Source organism: Salinimicrobium sp. 3283s (assembly GCF_039602225.1).
GTDB classification, from domain to species: domain Bacteria; phylum Bacteroidota; class Bacteroidia; order Flavobacteriales; family Flavobacteriaceae; genus Salinimicrobium; species Salinimicrobium profundisediminis.
In genome coordinates, this window is record NZ_CP143631.1 from 1,886,961 (window position 1) to 1,908,738 (window position 21,778).

Consider the following 21,778-nt stretch of genomic DNA (forward strand, 5'->3'; position numbering starts at 1 on the left):
GAATTAGAGAGTAATTTTAAAAGTGGTGCCAATGTTCACTGTACTGGTCACAGAAATTTTTCCTCCCATGGTTTCCACCTGATTTTTGGTAATAAATAAGCCTATTCCGTTTGCTTCGGGATGCCGGTGGAAGGTTTTGTACATGCCAAACATTTTATCCCCGTGCTCATCAAGATCAATACCCATCCCGTTGTCGCTTATCTCAAGAATGTTTTCTCCATTCTCTTTGTAGGTCTGGATAAAGATCACTGGTTTTCTGCCTTCGAACCTGTACTTTATGGCATTGGTGATCAAATTTAGCAAAATACTTTCCAGATATTCCGAAATGTAATTTATTTCGTTCAACTGATTAAATTCGGCGATGATCTCCGCATTTTCTCTCTTGATAAGAGAATGTGCAGAGGCGATAACTACATCTAGAGCATCTTTAAATTTCACCACCCGGCGTTCTTTTTTAAGGTTGTTCTGTTTTGTAACTATTGTATTGAGCTCAACAATGGCTTTTTCGAGATTTTTTGAAATGTCATTTACATTGATAAGCAGGTCAAGCTTATCTTCAACAGATTTTGACTCTTCAAGAAGTTGGGAGATGAGGTTTAAATTACTGCTATGGCAGCGTAGCTGGTGAGATACAATATGTGCAAAATTGAATAATCTGGAATTTTGGGATGCTATAATATCCAGGGAATTTTGCAGGTTCAATTCGTTGGTCTTCTGCTCATCTATATCCTGGAAGACACCCCGAATCCCAATAATTTCCTGGTCGTTATTGTAAACCGGCTTGCCAGTGGCCCTCACCCAGAACTCCCTGTTGTGAAGGGTACGCATTTTTATCTCTACCTTGAAAGGGATCCCGTATTTTGAACATTTATGGAACATGTCTGTCACTTTTTCCCGGTGATCTTCGGCATAGAAACGCATTTTATCTTCGGGCTTTGGCTCATGATCTAAAGGGCAATCTAAAATCTTTTTCGTTACATTATCCCAGTACACAGCTCCCGAAGTCACATCGTAATACCAGCCACCCGTAGAGGTCATTTCAGCAGTTTCGTGATAGTAGAAGAAATTCTCTTCAATGGTGTATTCGTCTCTCTTTGCCTGGTGAATGTTCACAAACATGAGTATGGCTGTATCACCAAAAGCACCTTCTTTACCTTTTAAATTTCTGCATTCGAACCACCGGTATTTTCCGTTCTCCAGCTTGATGCGGACTTCAGCATTAAAGGGTTTAGAATGAGTGGTAAGATCTTCAAAATGCTCCCTGAAGTCATACCGGTAATCTTTGTGTAGAATGTTATTGAGAAAGTACTCAAAATGGTCACCTCCTGTATCTGGATCTCCTACCAGATGATTGAAGTGAGGAGACCAGGAAATCTTTTTCGAGAAGACATTGATTTTCCAATAAGCAACATCAAAGTCTTCTAAAATACTGTTTAACTGGAGATCGTTGAGCATTAAAATTCCAATAAGGGAGGTAATAAATGTAATTGAAAACCAGTAGGTTTACAAATTTTTGAAATTATATATTTTGCCGGGAGTGATGCAGTAGTCCAATGGAACGTCGTGTTCGTTAATTTCTTTAATCTCTTCTTCAGCTGGAAATAGCGATAATCCTACTTTTACTACTTCTTTTGTGCAAAGGGAAAGAAACCTGTCGTAGAATCCTTTTCCGTAGCCTATTCGGTTGCCTTTTTTATCAAAAACCAGTAGCGGAATAAAAACCACATCAATTTTTGTAGCCGGGATCTCAATGCCATCTACCGGCTCCGGAATTCCCCAGTCGTTAACTTTAATAACGGTGGAGTCTGTGAGCAGGTAATTGGTAAGAGAGCCACTTTTGAAATCGGATTTTGAGAGTACAATATTCTTATCCTTGCCCTGCAGGATGTGTAAAATGAGCTGTGTGTCAACTTCTTTTTTTTCTGAAATACTCAGAAACAGGTGGTAATAAGAAAAGTTCCAAATAGGAAGATCTAAAAGGCGATTGGCAATCTCCAGGCTGCCTTTTTCAATGTGTTCCGGGGTGAGGGAGTCTCTTAGTTCTTTGTACTCAAGCCGAAGCTGTTTCTTGTTCATAGGATTCTTTTGAAAGAGAAATATGGAAAATGGCATCCCCCTGGTAAACAATGGGCGATTCATTCACATTTATAATGTAACCTGTATTTGGAGCTTTTACTTTGTGCCTCAGCTTTCCGTAAGGGTCGGTAATAGTAGCAATATATTCACCTTTTTCCACGTGTTTGCCGCAGGGGATCTTTACATGTAGAAGGCCACTGTATTTTGCCCTCATCCAGCTGCTGTATTCTATAATAATTGTTTCCCCTGTAGGATCGGGCACATCAAATTTTGGCTTGAGCATTTCAAAATGATCAAGAATGCGCATCACCCCTTCTACCCCCTGTTTTGCAATGGTTTTGTTGCTGTCCTGTGATTTTCCTCCTTCAAAGAGCAGCACCGGTTTGCCCTGTTTTGCACAGGTTTCCCTGTATGATTTGGTAATGGTCTTGGAGATGATCGTAAAAGGTGCATTAAAGATCCTGGCATAGTGCATGGCCATTTCCTCTCCTTTTTTAATCCTGATTTGAGGAGCGTTAAACCGGCTTGCCCCGCCGGTATGAAAGTCCATACAAAAATCGGCTACCGGCAGTATCTTTTGTACAAACTGGTAAGCAAAACGGCTGGCCAAAGAGCCATTTTTGGAACCCGGGAAAACCCTGTTAAGGTCGCGCCCATCAGGGAATTCGCGTGCCATATTTAAAAATCCGAAGACATTTAGAATAGGAATACAAATCACGGTGCCCCTGGCAGGTTTGTTTATTTCTTTTACTATAAGCTGGCGCACCACCTCTACGCCATTGATCTCATCACCGTGAATCCCCGCGGTGATAAGTACCACCGGGCCGGGTTTTTTTGACCTTTCAATAATAATTGGCACTTCTACATGGGTAGTGGTGTAGAGTTTGGCCATGTTAAAGTTAATCGTTGCACTTTTGCCGGGAGGTACTCTTTTCCCTAAGATCTCAAGAACATTGTTCTCATCTATAGATGCCATATACTAAACATTTCGCTCAATATAACGAATAATGGTTTTAGCTATATCTTTTCCAGTGGCTTCTTCTATGCCTTCTAGGCCCGGAGAAGAATTTACTTCAAGAATAAGCGGTCCGCGGGAGCTTTGTAGCATGTCTACACCGGCAACACCCAGTCCCATTGCTTTGGCTGCTTTAATGGCTGCGTTCTCTTCGTCGTCTGTAAGCTGAATGATGCTTGCAGTACCGCCACGGTGAAGATTAGAACGAAATTCCCCTTCTTTTCCCTGTCTCTTCATGGCTCCAACTACATGGCCATCCACAACAAATGCCCGTATATCGGCACCACCGGCTTCCTTGATAAACTCCTGTACAATTACCCTTGCCTGCAGCCCGTTAAAAGCTTCAATGACCGATTCGGCTGCGTTTTTGGTCTCAGCAAGAACAACTCCAAGGCCCTGGGTTCCTTCAAGCAATTTAATGATCAAAGGGGCACCTCCCACGTGGTCTATAACTTCCCCAACATCTTTAGAATAATTGGTGAACACGGTTTTAGGAAGTCCAAGCCTGGCGCGAGAGAGTACCTGCAGGCTTCTCAGTTTATCACGGCTCCTTACCAGAGATTGTGACTCGGTAGTAGAAAAAACGCCCATCATCTCAAATTGACGTACCACTGCAGTACCGTAAAAAGTAACCGAAGCCCCAATTCTCGGAATTACAGCATCGGCGTCTTCAATATGCCTGCCTTTGTAGTAAATACTCGGGTGTTTCTTTTCAATAATGAGGTCACACTTGAGAGGGTCAATGATCTCGACATCGTGATGCCTTTTTTTAGCTGCCTCTACAAGCCGTTGCGTGGAGTACAGGCTGCTGTTCCTGGAAAGGATCTTTATATTCATTCTTGTTTCTTCTTAAAAGAGAGATCGTAATACTCGGTATCTACGATATATTTTCTAGTTATAAATTTACGGCCCAAAAGTACGGGAAATCTCATCTCCTGCCGAGCCGAAAGGGACAGGGAAATTTTCCGGGTCTTTCCAAACAGGGTGATCGTGGTCTGGATTTGATAACGCTTTTGAACAATGCCATTACTGCTTTTCACAAAAACAATATCATAGTCTTTAAACCTGTAAGTGCGGCCATTGTACAGCGGGTGCTCTTCATCCAAAAATGTGCATTTTAGCACCCCTTTTTCTTCCACGATGTGATCGCAGTGGATGGATGAGGTGTAAGCTCCTGTATCTACCTTAACTGCTATGTCTTCGAGGTGTAGATCGGGAAAATCTGCCTTGTCAAAACGGCCAATGGTAATTTTTTCCATGAACGCAAGGTACTAAAAGCAGATTTTTAAAATCTTAACTATTTCTGAAAATATATTCTGCTGAAAATGAAGTAACTCCCCATTGGTTTTATGCTTCGGAAGGTTCTTTAAAGCTCTTTTATGATTCCGGTTTCTTCCTAAGTAATCCTTCTTTTTGACATTTTTGACACCTGAAGCTTCAGAAAAAATTTTTAACACTATACACCCGAACCTACCCAAAAAGGCAAATTCTAATATTTTACCTTTGAAGCATGGAGGAAAATAAGCTGGAAGTACAATTAAAAACCCTCCCCGAAAATCCGGGGGTCTACCAGTACTTTGACAAAAACGGAAGGATCCTTTACGTGGGAAAAGCTAAAAACCTCAAAAAAAGGGTCACTTCATACTTTACCAAGAACAATGATAGCCATCGCATTCGCGTGATGGTGAAAAAAATCCATGAGATAAGGCATATCGTGGTTTCTTCGGAAACCGATGCGCTTCTCCTGGAAAATAACCTCATTAAGAAGCACCAGCCGCGCTTCAATGTAATGTTGAAAGACGATAAGACTTACCCGTGGATATGTATCAAAAATGAGAGATTTCCGAGGGTTTTTGCTACTCGCCGCTTAGTTAAGGATGGCAGTGAATACTACGGCCCTTTTACCAGTTTTAAGACCATACACACGCTTATGGACTTGATTAAGGGCGTTTATCCTCTTCGCACCTGTAACTATGACCTTGCTGAAGATAAAATAAGGAACGGGAAGTATAAAGTGTGCCTGGAGTACCATCTTGGGAACTGCATGGGGCCTTGTGAAGCCTATGAAGCTGAAGCAGAGTACCAGAAAAAGATTGACGCCATACGCCAAATCGTCAAAGGAAATTTTAAGGACTCTTTACAGCAGTTTCGGCAGCAAATGAAAGATCACGCCGAAAAAATGGAATTTGAGGAGGCGCAAAAAATCAAGACCAAAATTGACATTTTAGAGAACTATCAGGCAAAGTCTACAGTGGTGAACCCAAAGATCAACAATGTAGATGTGTTCTCGATTGTGAGCGATGAGGGGTATGGCTATGTGAATTTTTTACAATTGTCGCACGGGGCCATTATAAGGTCTCATACCATAGAAATGAAGAAGAAGCTTAGCGAAACAGACCAGGAACTCCTGGAGCTGGGCATCACCGAGATCAGGCAAAGGTTCAATTCTCTCACCCGTGAAATATATGTTCCTTTTAAGGTTGATGTGGGTGAAGAAATTAAGGTGACTGTGCCCGTATTGGGAGACAAGAAACAAATTGTAGATCTCTCTACAAGAAATGCAAAATACTTTAGGCAGGAGCGTTTCAAGCAAATGAAGATCGTAGATCCAGACCGGCATGTAAACCGTATTATGGCCCAGATGAAACAGGACCTCAGGCTAAACGAGGAGCCAAGGCATATTGAATGTTTTGACAACTCAAATATCCAGGGGAGTAATCCTGTGGCAGCCTGTGTGGTCTTTAAAGATGGGAAAGCCAGTAAAAAAGATTACCGCAAATTCAATATTAAAACTGTTGAGGGGCCTAACGATTTTGCTTCTATGGAAGAGGTAGTCTTCAGGCGCTACCGCAGACTCCTGGAAGAAGGTGAACCTTTGCCGCAGCTGGTGATTGTAGACGGTGGGAAAGGCCAGTTGTCTTCGGGAGTAAAAGCTTTGGAGACACTTGGGCTAAGAGGGAAGATCGCCATTATTGGGATAGCAAAAAGGCTGGAAGAGATTTTTTATCCGGGAGATTCTATTCCTTTATACCTCGATAAAAAATCGGAGACCCTTAAGATCATTCAGCAGTTAAGGAATGAAGCGCACCGGTTTGGTATTACCTTTCACAGGCAAAAGCGCAGCAGTGTTGCCCTTAATACCGAACTTGAAGAGATTCCGGGAATTGGAGAAAAAACCGTGGTTGAGTTGCTCAAGAATTTCAGGTCTGTAAAAAGAGTGAAAGAAGCGTCGATAGAAAGTTTATCTTCGGTGATTGGGAAATCTAAAGCCACGCTGATCTATCAATTTTACCATTCAGAAAATGAATAAAAAACTGTGCATATTTTTCCTTTTTTTGGGGCTTCTGCCGGGAATTGCCCAGGAGCAGGAAGATCCAAAGGTAGGGTTGGTGCTTAGTGGGGGCGGGGCCAAAGGCCTGGCTCATATTGGGGTGCTTAAGGTGCTCGAAGAAGCCGGGGTGCGCATTGATGTTATTGGCGGTACCAGCATGGGGGCTATTGTTGGGGCTCTTTATTCTGCAGGCTATTCGGCTCACCAGCTGGACAGTATTTTTCAAACCATCAACTTTAATATCCTGCTCCAGGACGAACTACCCCGCAGTGCCAAGACTTTTTACGAGAAAAGGGATTCAGAAAAATATGCGCTTACGCTGCCCTTTGATAGCTTTAATATTAGTTTCCCGTCTGCGCTTTCAAGGGGGCAAAATGTCTACAACCTCATGTCTAAGCTAACGCTGCATTTGGAGGAAAATCAGGATTTTGAGGCTTTGCCTATTCCTTTTTTCGCTGTTGCTGCCAACATTGAAACCGGAAAGGAAGTTTTGCTTGATGAGGGGCATCTACCGCAGGCCATTTCGGCAAGTGCAGCCATCCCAAGCCTGTTCAGTCCCGTGATCATTGACGGCCAATTGCTGGTAGACGGGGGAGTTGTAAATAATTATCCGGTAGAAGAGGTGAAGCGCAGGGGGGCAGATATCATTATTGGTGTCGATGTGCAGGACACCCTTATGAAGAGGGATGAACTCAGGTCGGTTTTTGATATTCTTACCCAGGTAAGTAACTTCAGGACCATCACCGATATGCGCGACAAAATTGAAAAGACCGATGTTTATATAGATCCTGACATCAAACCTTTCTCTGTAGTTTCTTTTGAAAAAGGCCGGGAGATCATTGATGAAGGCGAGGCCGCTGCGCGGGCAATATTACCTAACCTGAAGGAGATCGCGGCCAGGCAGAAAGAAAAGCCGGCACCGCAGAATCACATCTCACCTGTAGAATCTTTATACATCACCGGGGTACAGATAGAAGGGAACACCTCTTATCCCAGGGCGTATATTATGGGAAAATTGAAAATTCAGTCGCCCGATACTATTACCTACAGAGATTTAAACCTTGGCATCAATAACCTTTCGGCCACCAGGAACTTTAACCGGATAAATTACCGGCTGGTTCCTTCAAACGGAGGTCACGCCCTTGTGCTGCAACTCGAGGAAAATTCAAGTAAAACTCTTTTGAGAATGGGTGTGCATTATGACAATGTCTATCACAGCGGTGTGCTCCTTAATATTACCCATAAAAGCTTACTTGTGGCTAATGATGTAAGTTCCCTTGATGTGGTCCTGGGAGATAACTTCAGGTATAACTTCAACTACTATATTGATAAAGGCTACTATTGGAGCGTGGGGTTTAGGTCAAGGTACAATAGCTTTAGCAAAGGAGTTTCGTTTGACCTCGCTAGTGAAAATTCGGGGTTTGAAAGCGAAGGGATCAATAAGTTGGAGATAGATTATGAAGATCTTACAAATCAGCTTTATTTAGAGACGCTTTTTCAGCAGGTATTTTCTTTTGGGGTAGGGCTGGAGCACAAGCATCTTAGTGTAACTTCAGAGACTCTTAATACCTCAGGTCCTGCACAACCGTCAAATGGCGAGTTTGATGACAGCTCTTATTATGCTCCTTTCGGATATTTGCTTTACGACAGCAGGGATTCTAAATATTTTCCCACACGCGGGGTTTATTTTGAAAGTGATTTTCACTGGCACCTCCTCTCATCAAGAGATGATTTTTCACCGTTTTCTGTTACAAAGGGAACTCTTGGAGCTGCTTTTTCTCCTGTAGAGCAGTTGGCGGTAAGAATTTCTTCGGAAGCGGGGTTCAGGATTGGTAGTCGTTCAAATAATATTTTTGACTTCTTTTTGGGCGGTTACGGCAATGACTTCATAAACAATTTTACCTCTTTTTACGGGTATGAATTTGTAAATCTTTCGGGAGATAGTTTTACTAAAGCTTTGCTGGAGCTTGATTACAAATTTCTGGAAAACAGCCACCTTATTCTTAGCGCTAATTTTGCCAATGTTGAAAATGAACTTTTTGAAGGAGGGAAATGGATCAAGTGGCCGGAGTATTCGGGATATGCTATAGGATACGGCTTGGAGACCTTCTTAGGCCCTGTTGAGGTAAAATATTCTATTTCCCCCGAAAGGAAGGAAAGTCAGTGGTATTTTAGCCTGGGCTTCTGGTTTTAGAGGTCCTTTAACGGATATTTAGCTAAAAATTGTTCATATTTGTAGCTGTTCCTTCAGGAGTTTTGAGACTCATTACGGAAATTTACGAAAACGTTTTCATTAAAATAAATAACATGCCTTTTTATCACACCCTCGGAAAAATTCCGCATAAAAGACACACCGTCTTTAGAAAGCCCGATGGAAGCCTGTACTATGAACAGCTTTTTGGAACCATTGGCTTCGACGGAATGTATACAAATATGTATCACGAGCAGCGGCCTACGCAGGTAAAAGAGATTAAAGGGAGCTATGATGTACAGCCAAAGGTGGCTACTGAAAAGAATATACAGTCATACAGGTTTAAAGGTTTCCAGGTAAAACCAGACCCAGATTACCTGAAGAGCCGAAGAGTGGTGCTTACCAATAGCGATGTAGATATCGCCCTGGCTGCGCCACAAAAATCTACAGAAGATTATTTCTATAAAAATGCAGATTCAGATGAGTTGCTTTTTATTCATAAAGGCAGCGGGAAGTTAAGAACCCACCTGGGAAACCTGGATTTTAAATATGGAGATTACCTGCTAATTCCCCGCGGAACCATTTATAAACTTGATTTTGATGATGAGGTGAACAGGTTGTTCATTGTAGAATCGAGAAGGCCAATTTACACCCCAAAACGCTACCGGAATTATTTTGGGCAGTTGCTGGAGCATTCGCCTTTTTGTGAAAGGGATATTAGAAGGCCTTATGAGCTGGAAACGAATGATGAAAAAGGGGATTTTTTGATCAAGATCAAGAAACAGGGGAAAATATTTGATATGGTATACGCGTCGCATCCGTTTGATGTAGTGGGTTACGATGGTTACAATTATCCCTATGCTTTTTCTATTCACGATTTTGAACCTATTACCGGCCGAATTCACCAGCCGCCACCGGTACACCAAACTTTTGAGACTGATGCCTTTGTGGTGTGTTCTTTTTGCCCCCGTCTTTACGATTACCACCCCGAAAGTATACCGGCGCCTTACAGTCACAGCAATATAGACAGCGATGAGGTTTTATATTACGTAGACGGCGATTTTATGAGCCGGAATGATATTGAAGCCGGGCATATTTCTTTGCATCCGGCGGGTATTCCTCACGGGCCACACCCGGGAGCTGTTGAGCGAAGTATAGGCCAGACTGAGACCGAAGAGCTGGCAGTGATGGTAGATACCTTTAAGCCCTTAATGGTGACCGAAGATGCCATGGAGATTGCAGATGACTCTTACCATAAATCATGGCTTGATCATTAAAAACAAAACCTTTCAAAAATGGCATTTTTGAGGGTTTATTAAATAACACTTTAAAGAAACATGCCGCACAGCGGCCTAAAATATATTTATTTATGTCTACTGAAAACACAACAGAAATAAAAAAGACCGTGCCACAGGCAGAAGATTTCCTGCCCATAATGGGTACAGATTATGTTGAACTCTATGTGGGGAATGCCAAGCAGGCAGCCTACTACTACCAACAGGCCTGGGGCTTTCAGCCTGTAGCTTATTCGGGGCTTGAATCGGGTAGCAAAGACAGGGTCTCCTATGTACTGCAGCAGGGCAAAATTAGATTGGTGCTTACCAGCCCTTTGCAACCGGGAGGCGAAATAAATGCACATATAGACAAGCATGGAGATGGCGTTAAAGTAGTAGCCCTGTGGGTAGATGATGCCCGTAAGAGTTATGAAGAGACTACAAAGCGAGGTGCGAAATCTTATTTTGAGCCTAAAGAGGTAAGTGACGAACATGGGCATGTAGTGCTTTCGGGAATTCACACCTATGGCGAAACAGTGCACGTATTTGTTGAAAGAAAAAATTATTCGGGGCCATTTATGCCGGGCTACAAGGAATATAAACCCAATTTCCAGGTGAAAGATGTAGGTTTAAAATACATTGATCACATGGTAGGAAACGTGGGATGGAATGAAATGAACAAGTGGTGTGAGTTCTACGCTAAAGTAATGGGCTTTGCGCAAATGGTTTCTTTTGATGATAAGGATATTTCTACGGAATACACCGCCTTGATGAGTAAGGTGATGAGTAACGGTAACGGGCGGATCAAATTCCCTATCAATGAACCCGCGGAAGGAAAGAAGAAGTCCCAGATAGAAGAATACATCGATTTTTATAATGGTGCCGGCGTACAGCACATCGCTGTGGCCACCGATAATATCATTGAAACTGTCACTGCTTTGAGGGACCGGGGAGTAGAATTCCTTTATGTTCCCGAGGCTTATTACGACGATGTTTTAGATCGGGTAGGAGAAATAGATGAAGAACTCGAGCCGCTAAAGGAACTTGGGGTGTTGATTGATCGTGATGATGAAGGTTACCTGTTGCAAATATTTACCAAGCCGGTTCTTGACAGGCCAACCATGTTCTTTGAGATCATTCAGAGAAAAGGAGCTCAATCTTTTGGAAAAGGTAATTTTAAAGCCCTTTTTGAAGCTATAGAAAGAGAACAGAATTTGCGGGGAACCCTATAAATTAGATGCCAACTCATTGATAATGTAGATTAAGACTTAAAAAGATAGGTTTTTACAAAAAGTTGCGTTAAAGTTATTTTTTTAGTTGTGTAATAGCTACTTATATAAGACTTTTGCACCGCAATTTTGGAGTGGTTACCAGGATTGGGAAAAAAAATTACTTTTTTTTTCATAATTTAAGTTTTAGTTGGTTAATAAGATTAAAAGCCCCGTCATTCATTTGACGGGGCTTTTTGTTTTTAATACATTTGGAATAGAAATTGTAATTGTCATATCAAAAAAACCTACTTGTATAAAATGAAGAAGATTACAGCAATTATAATTTCACTTATAGCTCTCAATGTTTCGGCTCAGTCTCATCAGGCTTTTGACGCCGGCGAATGGTTTAGGTTCCGTATTCACTACGGCATGTTCAACGCGAGCTTTGCTACCCTTGAAGTGAAGGAGACCACACTAAGAAATAAACCTGTTTATCATGTGGTGGGGCAGGGAAAATCTACTGGTTTATTACACCTGTTCTTTAAAGTTGATGACAACTATGAAACCTTTATGGATAAAAAGAGTGGTGCGCCTCTCAGGTTTATAAGGCAAATAGATGAAGGTGGTCATACCCGTGATCTACTTGTAGATTTTGATCATGACAGTAATACCGCTCATGTTTTCAATAGAAAACATAATACCAGGGATACTTACGCTATTCCCGAGAATGTTCAGGATATGCTTTCTTCTTTCTATTACCTGCGTAATAATCTTGATGTAAGTGCTATTGAAAAGGGAGAGATGTTTAGCATTAAAATGTTTATAGATGACGAGAATCACGATTTTAAGTTAAAATTCCTGGGGAGGGAGGTCGTAAAAACAAAAATGGGTAATATTGCGGCATTAAAATTTCGGCCCTACGTGTTAGCAGGAAGGGTTTTTGAAAAGAAAGAAAGCCTTACTATTTGGGTTAGTGATGATAAAAATCGCATGCCCCTAAAGATCAAAGCCGATCTTGCTGTAGGTTCTCTAAATGCTGATATTGATGCTTTTAAAGGCTTGAAATATCCGTTGAATATAATAATGAATTAAATATGAGCGTCATACAGCCCGAGATAGCCGAAAAGGTGCGGCAGCTGGAAGAAAAATTCCGAAATTCTGGCCAGGACCTTGGCTCTTATCTCGATGGTCTACTATACGACAAATACCTTACCTACTGGGATTATATCGAACTCGATACCCTTTTGAGCCTGCAGAAACCCAAAACTCATTTTCCCGATGAGGAGATATTTATAGGATATCATCAAATTACAGAAATTTATTTTAAGCTGGTGCTCCATGAAATGAAGCAGCTGGTTGAAGCCAGGGATCTCAAAGCCGATTTCTTTACTGAAAGGCTTAATCGTATTGTACGATACTTCCACATTCTAGCCCATTCTTTTGATGTAATGATTAAGGGGATGGACCGGGAGCAGTTCCTTAAATTCAGGATGGCCCTTTTACCGGCCAGCGGATTCCAGTCTGCCCAGTTCAGGATGATAGAGATTTATGCAACTCCACTACAAAACCTGGTGTTGCAGGCAAATCGGGAAGCATATCGCGCTAATACTAACCTTCAGGAGGTGTATCAAAACATCTACTGGAAGCGTGGCGGGATTAGTTCAGATACGGGAGAGAAAACACTTACCCTTAGGCAGTTTGAACAAAAATATGATGACGAGTTCTTGCGGCTAGCTCATAAGCTTCAGGGTAAAAACCTTCTTGCGCTGTATGACAAACTTCCGCAGGAAGAAAAAAACAATAAAAATCTTATTTCGGCGTTGCGTAATCTGGATGTTGCAGTCAATGTAAACTGGCTTCTGGTTCATATTGGTGCAGCGCAACGTTACCTTGTGGTGAAAAAACACGCTGTAAAAGCTACGGGAGGTACAAACTGGAAAGAGTTTTTGCCGCCCAGTTTTCAAAGGATTTTCTTCTTTCCCGAACTTTGGAGTGAAGAAGAAAAAAAGGAATGGGGTAGACAATGGGTAGAAGAAATGATAAATTAATAAAATATTGAAAGTGAAAAGACTTGGTTACCTGCTAATGCTGATGATGGTTATGACTGCCTGTAATAACCACAATGAAAAACCCGAAATAGCCGATAACACTGTTAAAGTAAAGGCGCCAGCTATTGTAAAAGAGTTTGGTTTTGTATTAAATGATTATGAAGTGGTGCGCGACACCATACGTTCGGGTGATAGTTTTGGACTTATCCTCGGTACGCATGGGGTAGACCCGAATAAGATTTTTGAAATCGTTAACAAAGTGCGGGATACCTTTAATCCGCGTAAAATAGTTCTTGGCAAGCCCTATGCAATTTTAAAGAGCCGGGATTCGGCTGCAACTCCAAATGTATTTATTTATGAGAACGACCTTGTAAATTATACCGTGGTAGATCTACGCGACAGCATTTCGGTATATACTGCCAAAAAGCCCGTTACCATTACAAAAAGATCAGTTTCTGGAGTGATAAATTCCAGTTTGACCGAGGCTATACAAGACGAGGGGCTAAGCTATCTTATTGCACATGAAATGAGCAATATTTACCAGTGGAGTATAGATTTTTTCAGGTTGCAGAAAGGAGACAGGTTTAAGCTGGTCTACAACGAGCGTTACATTAATGACAGCATTTATGCCGGGATCGAGAATATTGAAGCTTCGGTTTTTTACCATGAAGATAAGCCTTATTACGCTTTTAATTTCATGGTAGATTCTACTTCGGGAGAGCGTGATTATTACGATGAAAAAGCCCGGCCGCTACAGAGTTTCTTCTTAAAGGCACCGCTTAACTTTACCCGTATTTCGTCTCGTTTCAGCCCTAGAAGATTTCATCCCGTGCAGCAAAGATGGAAGGCTCATAAAGGTACAGATTACGCAGCACCTCATGGTACGCCAATTTGGAGTACAGCAAATGGTGTGGTTATCGCATCTTCCTATACTGCCGGAAATGGTAATTATGTCAAGATAAAACACAACGGCACCTATACCACCCAGTACCTGCACATGTCAAAACGTGCAGTAAAGCAGGGGCAGCGTGTAAAGCAGGGAGATATTATTGGCTATGTAGGTAGTACAGGACTGGCCACCGGGCCGCATGTTTGCTACCGCTTCTGGAAGAATGGCGTGCAGGTAGATCCATTCCGTCAAAACCTTCCGGCAGCCGAGCCTATTGAAGATAAATACATCCCGTCTTACTTTGCGGCTATTGAGCCTTTGAAGACGGAGCTGGGAAAAATTGAATTTAAAGAACCTATTTAAAATGACTAACACTAATCCAATCCATACCAAAGCCTGGAAAAAACTTCAGGCTCACTTTTCTGAAATAAAAGATCTTAACCTAAAGGAAGCTTTTCAAAAAGACCCTAATCGGGCCGATGCCTTTACTCTTAAGTGGGAAGATTTTTATGTAGACTACAGCAAAAATTTAATTACTGAAGAAACACGTGACCTCCTTACTGCTCTTGCTGAAGAAGCCGGATTAAAGGAGGCTATAAATGCCCTTTTTGAAGGGGAAGAAATCAACAGGACCGAGGGGCGTTCCGTATTGCATACAGCCTTGAGAAGCAAAGCTGATGCCGATGTGAGAGTTGACGGTGAGAACGTAATGCCTGAAGTCTATGAGGTCAAAGAGAAGATCAGGGAGTTTTCTTATTCGGTTATTACAGGTGCCAAAAAAGGCTTTACAGGTAAGGCTTTCACCGATGTTGTGAACATTGGGATTGGGGGCTCAGACCTTGGCCCGGTAATGGTTACTGAAGCACTTGAGTATTATAAAAACCATCTGAAAGTACATTTTGTATCTAATGTTGATGGAGACCATGTACAGGAGGTAATTAAAGACCTTAATCCTGAGACTACCCTCTTCATTATCGTATCAAAATCTTTCTTAACTCAGGAAACTTTGGCAAATTCCACTACAATTAGAAAGTGGTTCACCAAAAAAGCACCGGCCGATGCTGTGGCTAAACATTTTGTAGCTGTTTCGAGTAATGTAAAGGCGGTAGAAGAGTTTGGGATTGAAACTCAGAACATTTTCCCCATGTGGGACTGGGTTGGAGGCCGTTTTTCTCTCTGGAGCGCTGTGGGGCTTTCTATAAGTCTTTCTATAGGGTACGACAATTTTACTGCGCTACTCGAAGGTGCCCGAAAAATGGATGAACATTTTAAGGAGACATCGTTCGAAAAAAATATTCCCATTCAACTGGCACTTTTGACAGTCTGGTACAACAACTTCTTTAAAGCTGAAACCCAGGCAGTCATTCCTTATACGCAGTACCTTCACCGTTTCCCTGCTTACCTGCAACAGGCAATTATGGAAAGTAACGGAAAAGGTGTAGATCGCAATGGAAACGAGGTGAACTACCAAACCGGAAACATCGTTTGGGGTGAACCCGGTACTAATTCGCAGCATGCTTTCTTCCAGCTTATTCACCAGGGAACAAAATTTATTCCTGCCGATTTTATTGGCTTCAGAAAGTCTCTCCATAACGAGCAGGAGCATCATAATAAGTTGATGGCAAACTATTTTGCACAGACCGAAGCTTTACTGCAGGGAAAATCTTCAGAAGAAGTTCGAAAAGAACTGGAGGATAAAAATACTTCCGAAGAAAAGATTGAAAAAATATTGCCATTTAAGGTTTTTAAGGGGAATAATCCTACCACCACTATTCTTGTAGATCAACTTTCTCCTGAAAGCTTTGGAAAGCTAATTGCATTGTACGAACATCAAATTTTTGTTCAGGGTATTATCTGGAACATATATAGTTACGATCAATGGGGGGTAGAACTGGGCAAGCAACTTGCAACTGCAATTCTTGATGAAATCGAGAAAAATGACGTGGGAACGCATGATTCTTCCACTACGAATTTGTTAAAATTTTATCTTTCAGAATAACAGTTAGTTAGCTAAATATTCATTTATTAAACAACCCTCTGGTAAACAGGGGGTTGTTTTGTTTTGTCTTTGTTGAAAACCTCTTGTTTTTTGTGAAAAATTCTTAACCTTTAGTTAAAGGATATTTTTAAAGAAAGTTGTTCTTTTGCAGCAACTTTATAAACACAAACTAACAAATTACACAATGAGAAAATTTTTAGCGTTAGCGTTATTTTTAACGTCAGCTACAATTTTTGCACAAGGAACAATTACCGGTACGGTAATCGATTCTGACATGGATGCGCCGCTACCGGGGGCAAATGTACTGGTAGTGGGCACCAACGCAGGTGGCATGACCGATTTTGGTGGAAAATTCAGTATTCAGACTGATCGTACATCGGGAGTTGTAGAAATTACTTACGTAGGATTTGAAGCAATTCGCGTGCCATTTACAGTTCAGAATGGACAAACTGTTGATCTTGGCAGAATTTTAATTTCGCCAGATGCTGATGCATTAGAAGAAGTGATCATTACTTCTTATTCTATTGCGATTGATCGTAAAACTCCGGTGGCTGTTTCTACGATTAAAGCTGAAGCAATTGAGCAAAGATTGGGAAATCAGGAATTTCCTGAAATTTTAAAATCCACTCCGGGAGTTTACGCAACCAAAGGTGGTGGTGGTTTTGGTGATGCAGAAATTAGACTGAGAGGTTTCGATTCTGAGAACATCGCCGTGATGATCAACGGGATTCCGGTGAACGACATGGAAAATGGTCGTGTATACTGGAGTAACTGGGCTGGTCTTTCAGATGTTACAAGATTTATGCAGGTTCAACGTGGACTTGGAGCTTCAAAAGTTGCTGTGCCTTCTATTGGTGGAACAATTAACATTGTAACTAAAACTACCGATGCAGAAAAAGGTGGAAGCGTTCTTTACTCTTTAGGAAATGACGGGTATAATAAAGTGGGCGCAACACTTTCAACCGGAAAAATGGATAATGGCTGGGCAGCAACTGTATCTGGTTCCAAAACTGAGGGAGATGGATACGTTGATGGCACACAATTCTCTGGTTTTTCATACTTTGTGAATGTAGCTAAAGAACTTGGTGAAGATCATGAACTTTCCTTTACTGCCTTTGGTGCACAACAGGAGCATGGTCAACGTCAAAATGCTGAGCAGTTAATAACTTACAGACAAAGTGAAAGCGGTACCCGTTTTAACAGAGACTGGGGTTATCGTGATGGACAGGTGGTTAGTATTGAAGACAACTTCTTCCATAAGCCACAAATCTCTCTAAACCATTACTGGGATATATCAGATAACACAAAATTGTCTACAGTTGCTTATGCTTCCTTCGGTTCCGGTGGAGGTGGTGGATTTGGAGGTGTCAACAAGTTTGGCCTTGATTCCAAATACAGAGACGGCTTTCTTCAGCCTGTAAACCTTGACCTTATTGTAGAAGAAAATGTGGAGCTTGGAGCTTTAGGTTCAGAAACTTACTTGAGGGCTTCAAGAAACAACCATGAGTGGTACGGACTTCTATCTACAATTTCTTCCGAAGTAGTAGAAAACCTTGAAGTAACCGGAGGTATAGATGTGAGATATTACGAAGGTGAGCATTATACTGAACTTACTGATCTATTAGGAGGACAATATGTTTTTGATGATTCTAATGTAAACAATCCTTTAAATACAGCACAGGTTGGAGATAAGATTGATTACTATAATGACGGTCTTGTAGGGTGGCTAGGTGCTTTTGCACAGGCAGAGTATTCAAAAGATGCGCTTTCTGCTTTTATTAATGTTGCCGCTTCAAATACTTCGTACAAAAGAATCGATTACTTTAGATATGAAGTAGGAAATCAGGAAACCGAATGGGTAGACTTCTTTGGTTACAGTGCAAAAGGTGGTGCTAACTACAACCTTACTGATACTCATAATGTTTTTGCAAACATTGGTTATTTTGAAAAAGCGCCTTTTATGAACGCTGTTTTCCTTAACAACACCAATGATATCAATGAAGATGCTGAGAATCAGAAAATCTTTAGTGCAGAGTTGGGATACGGTTTTAGAAGTCGTAACTTTAGAGTAGACCTTAACGCTTACTACACGAAGTGGGATGACAAGACATTAACCGAGACTTTCCGTCAGGAAGATGGAACTTTTGGTTCTGCAAACATTCTAGGTCTTAATGCGCTTCACCAGGGTATCGAGTTAGAAGTTAACTATCGTCCATTCGAAAACCTTACTCTTAATGGTATGGCTTCTATTGGAGACTGGACCTGGGAGAATGACGTAACAGGAGTTGCCGTTATTGATGAAACCGGAGAATTTTTACGTGAAGTAAACCTTTACATCGGTGGTCTAAAAGTTGGTGGTTCTGCTCAAAACAGTTTTGCTGCCGGTGCCGATTTCGAGCCAATGGAAGGTACTCACATTCGTTTAAACTGGAATTACTTTGACAGTCTGTATTCCGATTTTGATCCTGCAAGACGTGATGATCCAACGCTTGGGCAGTCTTATGAAGTACCTGCTTACGGTTTGATAGATTTTGGTTTAACCTACAATTTCGACTTTGGCGGATTTGATGCTACATTGATTGGAAACGTAAACAACGTATTGGATACAGAATATATTTCTGTTGCGAGAGACAGTGGTTTCTTCTATGGTTTTGGAAGAACCTTCAACATCGGAACAAAGCTTAATTTCTAAAAAAAGGAAAAATGAAAAAATTAGTTTATTTATTAATGATGGTCATAGGTGCGACTTTTACAAGTTGCGATCCTATGGATGACATTCATGCAGAGATCGATGAAATCATCGCGACCGATCCTTTGGTAGGTACTCTCGAGTACACCCTTACCGAAGAAGATTATACGGCTATGGGTCTTGATAATGAATATTTTGCATCAATAGACAGTGCAAATATTGAGATCCCTGCATATCTTGATGAAACCTATCCGCTTTGGGGTAACCAGTCTTTGGCTTCTATAACTGCTAATATTGCAAATCCTTTAATTGAGGTTGGTGAAGCAGTAGCATATACTGTTACCGAAGAAGATTATCTGGCGTTGAATTTCAAATACAAGAATTTTGACAGCTCCGATGATATGGTAAGGTTCCTAAATTATAAATTTCCACAGGCAGAAGGTGGTGATGCAGTTGAGCTTACATACAAGTACTACTCTTCGGGAAATACCAGTGATGAAACAAAGCTTTATGTAAAAGCTGATAATACCTGGGTGGTACCTTACACTTTAACCGATGAGGATTATGAGGAAATGGGACAGGGTCGTTATAAAAACTTCTCTAACCGTGAAGATGCAGAAGAGATTATTCCTAACTTTTTAAGATTGAAATATCCTTATGCTCTTAAAGGGGACACTGAGACTATTCTTTATAATCTTCACATAGGTAATGGTAATACCATTGAAGTAATTCAGATCTTTAACTACGATGGTCAAAAATGGTCAACTACTGCTGGTGTTGTAGAAATGGTATTGCAGTATGGTCACAATGGTACTGCATGGGAGCCAGACAATACAATTATCTATACATTGACTCCTGCCGACTATGCACTTACAGGAAATGAACAATATGGTAACTTCAACTATTGGGATCAGGATGATTATGATGCTGCATTTGAAAATATTGTTACCATACTTGAAGCCAGATTCCCAGAAGCTGAAACTGGCCAGAAGTTCCTCGTTTACTTTATAGGTTATGCAGGAGCGCCTGCTACTTATAGCGTAAATGTCATCGTGAATGATGAAGGGGAATTCGTCCTCAATGAATAACAGCAAAACACTTCAAACCGTCACTCTTAGTGGCGGTTTTTTTTTATCCATATTTACAAGAATGAAGAAATTTATTTATTCACTATTAGTCAGTTTTTTATTCCTATTTGCCTGTAGTACAGACGATGATAATAGTAAAGTGCCTAATCCGCCTGTAGATCCCGAGGTTCCTTCGGAAGAAAGCATTTATGTGATTCCCGATGCCCTGGTTGGGTATTATGACAGTGTCGATTTTACACTTTCTACTGAAGAGCTTTATGATGAACTTGCAGTTCTTACCATAGAGAAACATAAAAATATTCTGGGGTATATAGATCGTCATGATTACCTCTATGATGCCGATGAAGATCCATCCAATCCTGCAAATGTCCTCTTATTATATTCGGGCGAAAGCAGAAGTAAAGATGAGTACCAATCTTCAGGAAATCCTAATGATGTTCAAACCTTCAACACAGAGCACGTTTATCCAAAATCTCTTCTTGAGGGTGACGCCATTGCCGACCTTCACATTCTGCGGGTGGCCGATATTGAAATAAATGAGTCAAGGTTGAACTTTCCTTATGTTGATGGCGATGGTCAATATAAACTGGTTAATAATAACGCTTTCTACCCGGGTGATGAATGGCGTGGAGATGTTGCCAGGATGATCATGTACATGAACCTTAGATACAATGAACCATTTGACGAAGTGGGTAACCTTGACCTGTTCCTGGAATGGAATGCTGAAGACCCTGTTTCCAATTTCGAGATCCAGAGAAACGAAGTTATTTCCGATGCCCAGGGTAACAGGAATCCTTTTATAGATAACCCTCACCTGGCAACCAACATTTGGGGTGGAGACGAGGCTGAAAACCGCTGGGATGGCGAAGCCGATTCTACCGATGATGAAGCTCCAACTGTTCCTGAAGGTCTTACTGTAGATGAAAAAGGTTTCGAAAATATCAAGATCTCCTGGAATGCTTCAACAGATAATGTTGCGGTAACAAAATATTATATTGAAGTGAATGGAGAATACTATACAACTGTTACTTCAACAACTGTTAATATTATCGACCTGGCACCTGGAACAACTTACTCCATCACAGTAGCTGCTGGAGATTCGGCTGGTAACGATTCCGATGAAAGTACAGCTCTTGAAGTAACCACCATTGCCGATGAAGAGGCACCATCTGTGCCACAAGATCTTGCTGTGACAGGATCCAGTTCTTCAAGTATCTCATTGTCCTGGACTGCATCCTCAGATAATGCAGCTGTTCAGGGTTATGATATTTACATTGATGATGAATTCTATAAGAATGTAGAATCTGTAGAATATACTATTGCCGGTCTTGATGCCGATCAAACTTATTCATTTACTGTTGCAGCTGTAGATATCTACAACAATACTTCAGCTCAGAGTATTGCTGTTGAAGGTACAACAGATGCTGAAACAGGTGATTCTGAAGGAGCTTCTTCAGTAATTATTTCTGAATATATTGAAGGTTCTTTTGGATTTAATAAAGCTCTTGAAATTGCCAACTTTTCAGATGAATCTGTAGATCTTGAGTCTTATTCGCTTATGAAGATCACCAACGCAGGTGAAACCTGGGAGAATGAATTTAGCCTTGCCGGGTATACCTTAGAGGCAGGGGAAGTTCTCGTAATTGTGAATGTTGATGCCGACAGGCAGGGGCTACTTGATGCTGCCGATATCAAAACCGATCACCAGGTTGTAAACTTCAACGGGAATGATCCAATAGGACTTTTCCTTGACGGTGTACTGGTTGATATACTGGGTGAAAAAGGAGGTGCCGATTTTGCAAAAGATGTGAATCTTAGAAGAAAACCCGGATCCACACCCAATACTACCTTTGTGCCCGATGAGTGGGAAACTTTCAGCGATGAGAATACCGAAGGTCTTGGAACTTTTTAAATTGTGAAATCCATCATACAAGCCGCTCCTTTCCTGGAGCGGTTTTTTTATTTAA

General features: G+C 41.3%; 16 protein-coding genes. 11 read left to right on the forward strand and 5 right to left on the reverse strand.

Features of this window, described 5'->3' with window-relative positions; translation table 11 throughout:
* Nucleotides 1-3: 3 nt before the first annotated feature.
* Genes VS868_RS08340 through VS868_RS08360 form a run of 5 tightly spaced genes read right to left on the reverse strand, consistent with a single transcriptional unit; the run spans nucleotide 4 to nucleotide 4,350 of the window.
* The gene (locus VS868_RS08340; RefSeq protein WP_266068084.1) at nucleotides 4-1,455 is read right to left on the reverse strand and encodes a PAS domain-containing sensor histidine kinase; all 1,452 of its coding nucleotides are present in this window, start codon (nucleotides 1,453-1,455) and stop codon (nucleotides 4-6) included.
* A 48-nt stretch (nucleotides 1,456-1,503) separates the two neighbouring features.
* On the reverse strand, nucleotides 1,504-2,076 hold the full coding sequence (locus tag VS868_RS08345; RefSeq protein ID WP_266068083.1) for a 5-formyltetrahydrofolate cyclo-ligase: 573 nt from the start codon (nucleotides 2,074-2,076) through the stop codon (nucleotides 1,504-1,506).
* A complete protein-coding gene (locus tag VS868_RS08350) occupies nucleotides 2,051-3,052 on the reverse strand; it encodes a succinylglutamate desuccinylase/aspartoacylase family protein (RefSeq protein WP_345596634.1) in 1,002 nt (333 codons plus the stop codon). Before VS868_RS08350 ends, VS868_RS08345 begins: the two co-directional genes overlap by 26 nt.
* A 3-nt stretch (nucleotides 3,053-3,055) precedes the next feature.
* A complete protein-coding gene (gene rimK, locus VS868_RS08355; RefSeq protein ID WP_265162311.1) occupies nucleotides 3,056-3,928 on the reverse strand; it encodes a 30S ribosomal protein S6--L-glutamate ligase in 873 nt (290 codons plus the stop codon).
* Nucleotides 3,925-4,350, reverse strand: a complete 426-nt coding sequence (locus VS868_RS08360) for a RimK/LysX family protein (RefSeq protein ID WP_266068081.1) — start codon at nucleotides 4,348-4,350, stop codon at nucleotides 3,925-3,927. The genes rimK and VS868_RS08360 overlap by 4 nt, the downstream gene beginning before the upstream one ends.
* Before the next feature lie 251 nt (nucleotides 4,351-4,601).
* Here VS868_RS08360 and uvrC point away from each other — a divergent pair, with 251 nt between their 5' ends.
* From uvrC to VS868_RS08415, 11 genes are all read left to right on the forward strand, one after another.
* On the forward strand, nucleotides 4,602-6,401 hold the full coding sequence (gene uvrC, locus VS868_RS08365) for an excinuclease ABC subunit UvrC (RefSeq protein WP_345596641.1): 1,800 nt from the start codon (nucleotides 4,602-4,604) through the stop codon (nucleotides 6,399-6,401).
* Nucleotides 6,394-8,616, forward strand: a complete 2,223-nt coding sequence (locus tag VS868_RS08370; protein WP_345596643.1) for a patatin-like phospholipase family protein — start codon at nucleotides 6,394-6,396, stop codon at nucleotides 8,614-8,616. The genes uvrC and VS868_RS08370 overlap by 8 nt, the downstream gene beginning before the upstream one ends.
* Before the next feature lie 113 nt (nucleotides 8,617-8,729).
* Nucleotides 8,730-9,890: a homogentisate 1,2-dioxygenase gene (locus tag VS868_RS08375; protein ID WP_345596645.1), complete on the forward strand. Its 1,161-nt coding sequence runs from the start codon at nucleotides 8,730-8,732 to the stop codon at nucleotides 9,888-9,890.
* Nucleotides 9,891-9,982: 92 nt separating this feature from the next.
* Nucleotides 9,983-11,119: a 4-hydroxyphenylpyruvate dioxygenase gene (gene hppD, locus VS868_RS08380; RefSeq protein WP_266068077.1), complete on the forward strand. Its 1,137-nt coding sequence runs from the start codon at nucleotides 9,983-9,985 to the stop codon at nucleotides 11,117-11,119.
* A gap of 297 nt (nucleotides 11,120-11,416) precedes the next feature.
* Nucleotides 11,417-12,190, forward strand: coding sequence for a DUF3108 domain-containing protein (locus VS868_RS08385; RefSeq protein WP_345596648.1), 774 nt, complete (start codon nucleotides 11,417-11,419; stop codon nucleotides 12,188-12,190).
* A gap of 2 nt (nucleotides 12,191-12,192) precedes the next feature.
* A complete protein-coding gene (locus VS868_RS08390; RefSeq protein WP_345596650.1) occupies nucleotides 12,193-13,146 on the forward strand; it encodes a tryptophan 2,3-dioxygenase family protein in 954 nt (317 codons plus the stop codon).
* Between the two features lie 13 nt (nucleotides 13,147-13,159).
* Entirely contained in the window at nucleotides 13,160-14,398 is a 1,239-nt protein-coding gene (locus VS868_RS08395; protein WP_266068074.1) for a peptidoglycan DD-metalloendopeptidase family protein, read from the forward strand.
* 1 nt (nucleotide 14,399) lies between these two features.
* A complete protein-coding gene (pgi, locus tag VS868_RS08400) occupies nucleotides 14,400-16,034 on the forward strand; it encodes a glucose-6-phosphate isomerase (protein ID WP_345596653.1) in 1,635 nt (544 codons plus the stop codon).
* Between the two features lie 184 nt (nucleotides 16,035-16,218).
* Nucleotides 16,219-18,726: a TonB-dependent receptor gene (locus VS868_RS08405; RefSeq protein WP_345596655.1), complete on the forward strand. Its 2,508-nt coding sequence runs from the start codon at nucleotides 16,219-16,221 to the stop codon at nucleotides 18,724-18,726.
* Nucleotides 18,727-18,737: 11 nt separating this feature from the next.
* Nucleotides 18,738-19,811 (forward strand): hypothetical protein, encoded by a 1,074-nt coding sequence (locus VS868_RS08410; protein ID WP_345596657.1) that lies wholly within the window; start codon nucleotides 18,738-18,740, stop codon nucleotides 19,809-19,811.
* 61 nt (nucleotides 19,812-19,872) lie between these two features.
* Entirely contained in the window at nucleotides 19,873-21,723 is a 1,851-nt protein-coding gene (locus VS868_RS08415) for an endonuclease (protein ID WP_345596659.1), read from the forward strand.
* Nucleotides 21,724-21,778: the final 55 nt, after the last annotated feature.

Excerpts from the sequence above, each read along its gene's own strand:
- VS868_RS08340 (WP_266068084.1), bottom strand. The coding sequence starts at position 1,455 with ATGCTCAACGATCTCCAGTTAAACAGTATTTTAGAAGACTTTGATGTT.
- VS868_RS08370 (WP_345596643.1), top strand. The coding sequence starts at position 6,394 with ATGAATAAAAAACTGTGCATATTTTTCCTTTTTTTGGGGCTTCTGCCG.
- rimK (WP_265162311.1), bottom strand. The coding sequence starts at position 3,928 with ATGAATATAAAGATCCTTTCCAGGAACAGCAGCCTGTACTCCACGCAA.
- uvrC (WP_345596641.1), top strand. The coding sequence starts at position 4,602 with ATGGAGGAAAATAAGCTGGAAGTACAATTAAAAACCCTCCCCGAAAAT.
- VS868_RS08390 (WP_345596650.1), top strand. The coding sequence starts at position 12,193 with ATGAGCGTCATACAGCCCGAGATAGCCGAAAAGGTGCGGCAGCTGGAA.
- VS868_RS08375 (WP_345596645.1), top strand. The coding sequence starts at position 8,730 with ATGCCTTTTTATCACACCCTCGGAAAAATTCCGCATAAAAGACACACC.
- VS868_RS08350 (WP_345596634.1), bottom strand. The coding sequence starts at position 3,052 with ATGGCATCTATAGATGAGAACAATGTTCTTGAGATCTTAGGGAAAAGA.
- VS868_RS08410 (WP_345596657.1), top strand. The coding sequence starts at position 18,738 with ATGAAAAAATTAGTTTATTTATTAATGATGGTCATAGGTGCGACTTTT.
- hppD (WP_266068077.1), top strand. The coding sequence starts at position 9,983 with ATGTCTACTGAAAACACAACAGAAATAAAAAAGACCGTGCCACAGGCA.
- VS868_RS08405 (WP_345596655.1), top strand. The coding sequence starts at position 16,219 with ATGAGAAAATTTTTAGCGTTAGCGTTATTTTTAACGTCAGCTACAATT.
- pgi (WP_345596653.1), top strand. The coding sequence starts at position 14,400 with ATGACTAACACTAATCCAATCCATACCAAAGCCTGGAAAAAACTTCAG.
- VS868_RS08415 (WP_345596659.1), top strand. The coding sequence starts at position 19,873 with ATGAAGAAATTTATTTATTCACTATTAGTCAGTTTTTTATTCCTATTT.
- VS868_RS08345 (WP_266068083.1), bottom strand. The coding sequence starts at position 2,076 with ATGAACAAGAAACAGCTTCGGCTTGAGTACAAAGAACTAAGAGACTCC.
- VS868_RS08385 (WP_345596648.1), top strand. The coding sequence starts at position 11,417 with ATGAAGAAGATTACAGCAATTATAATTTCACTTATAGCTCTCAATGTT.
- VS868_RS08360 (WP_266068081.1), bottom strand. The coding sequence starts at position 4,350 with ATGGAAAAAATTACCATTGGCCGTTTTGACAAGGCAGATTTTCCCGAT.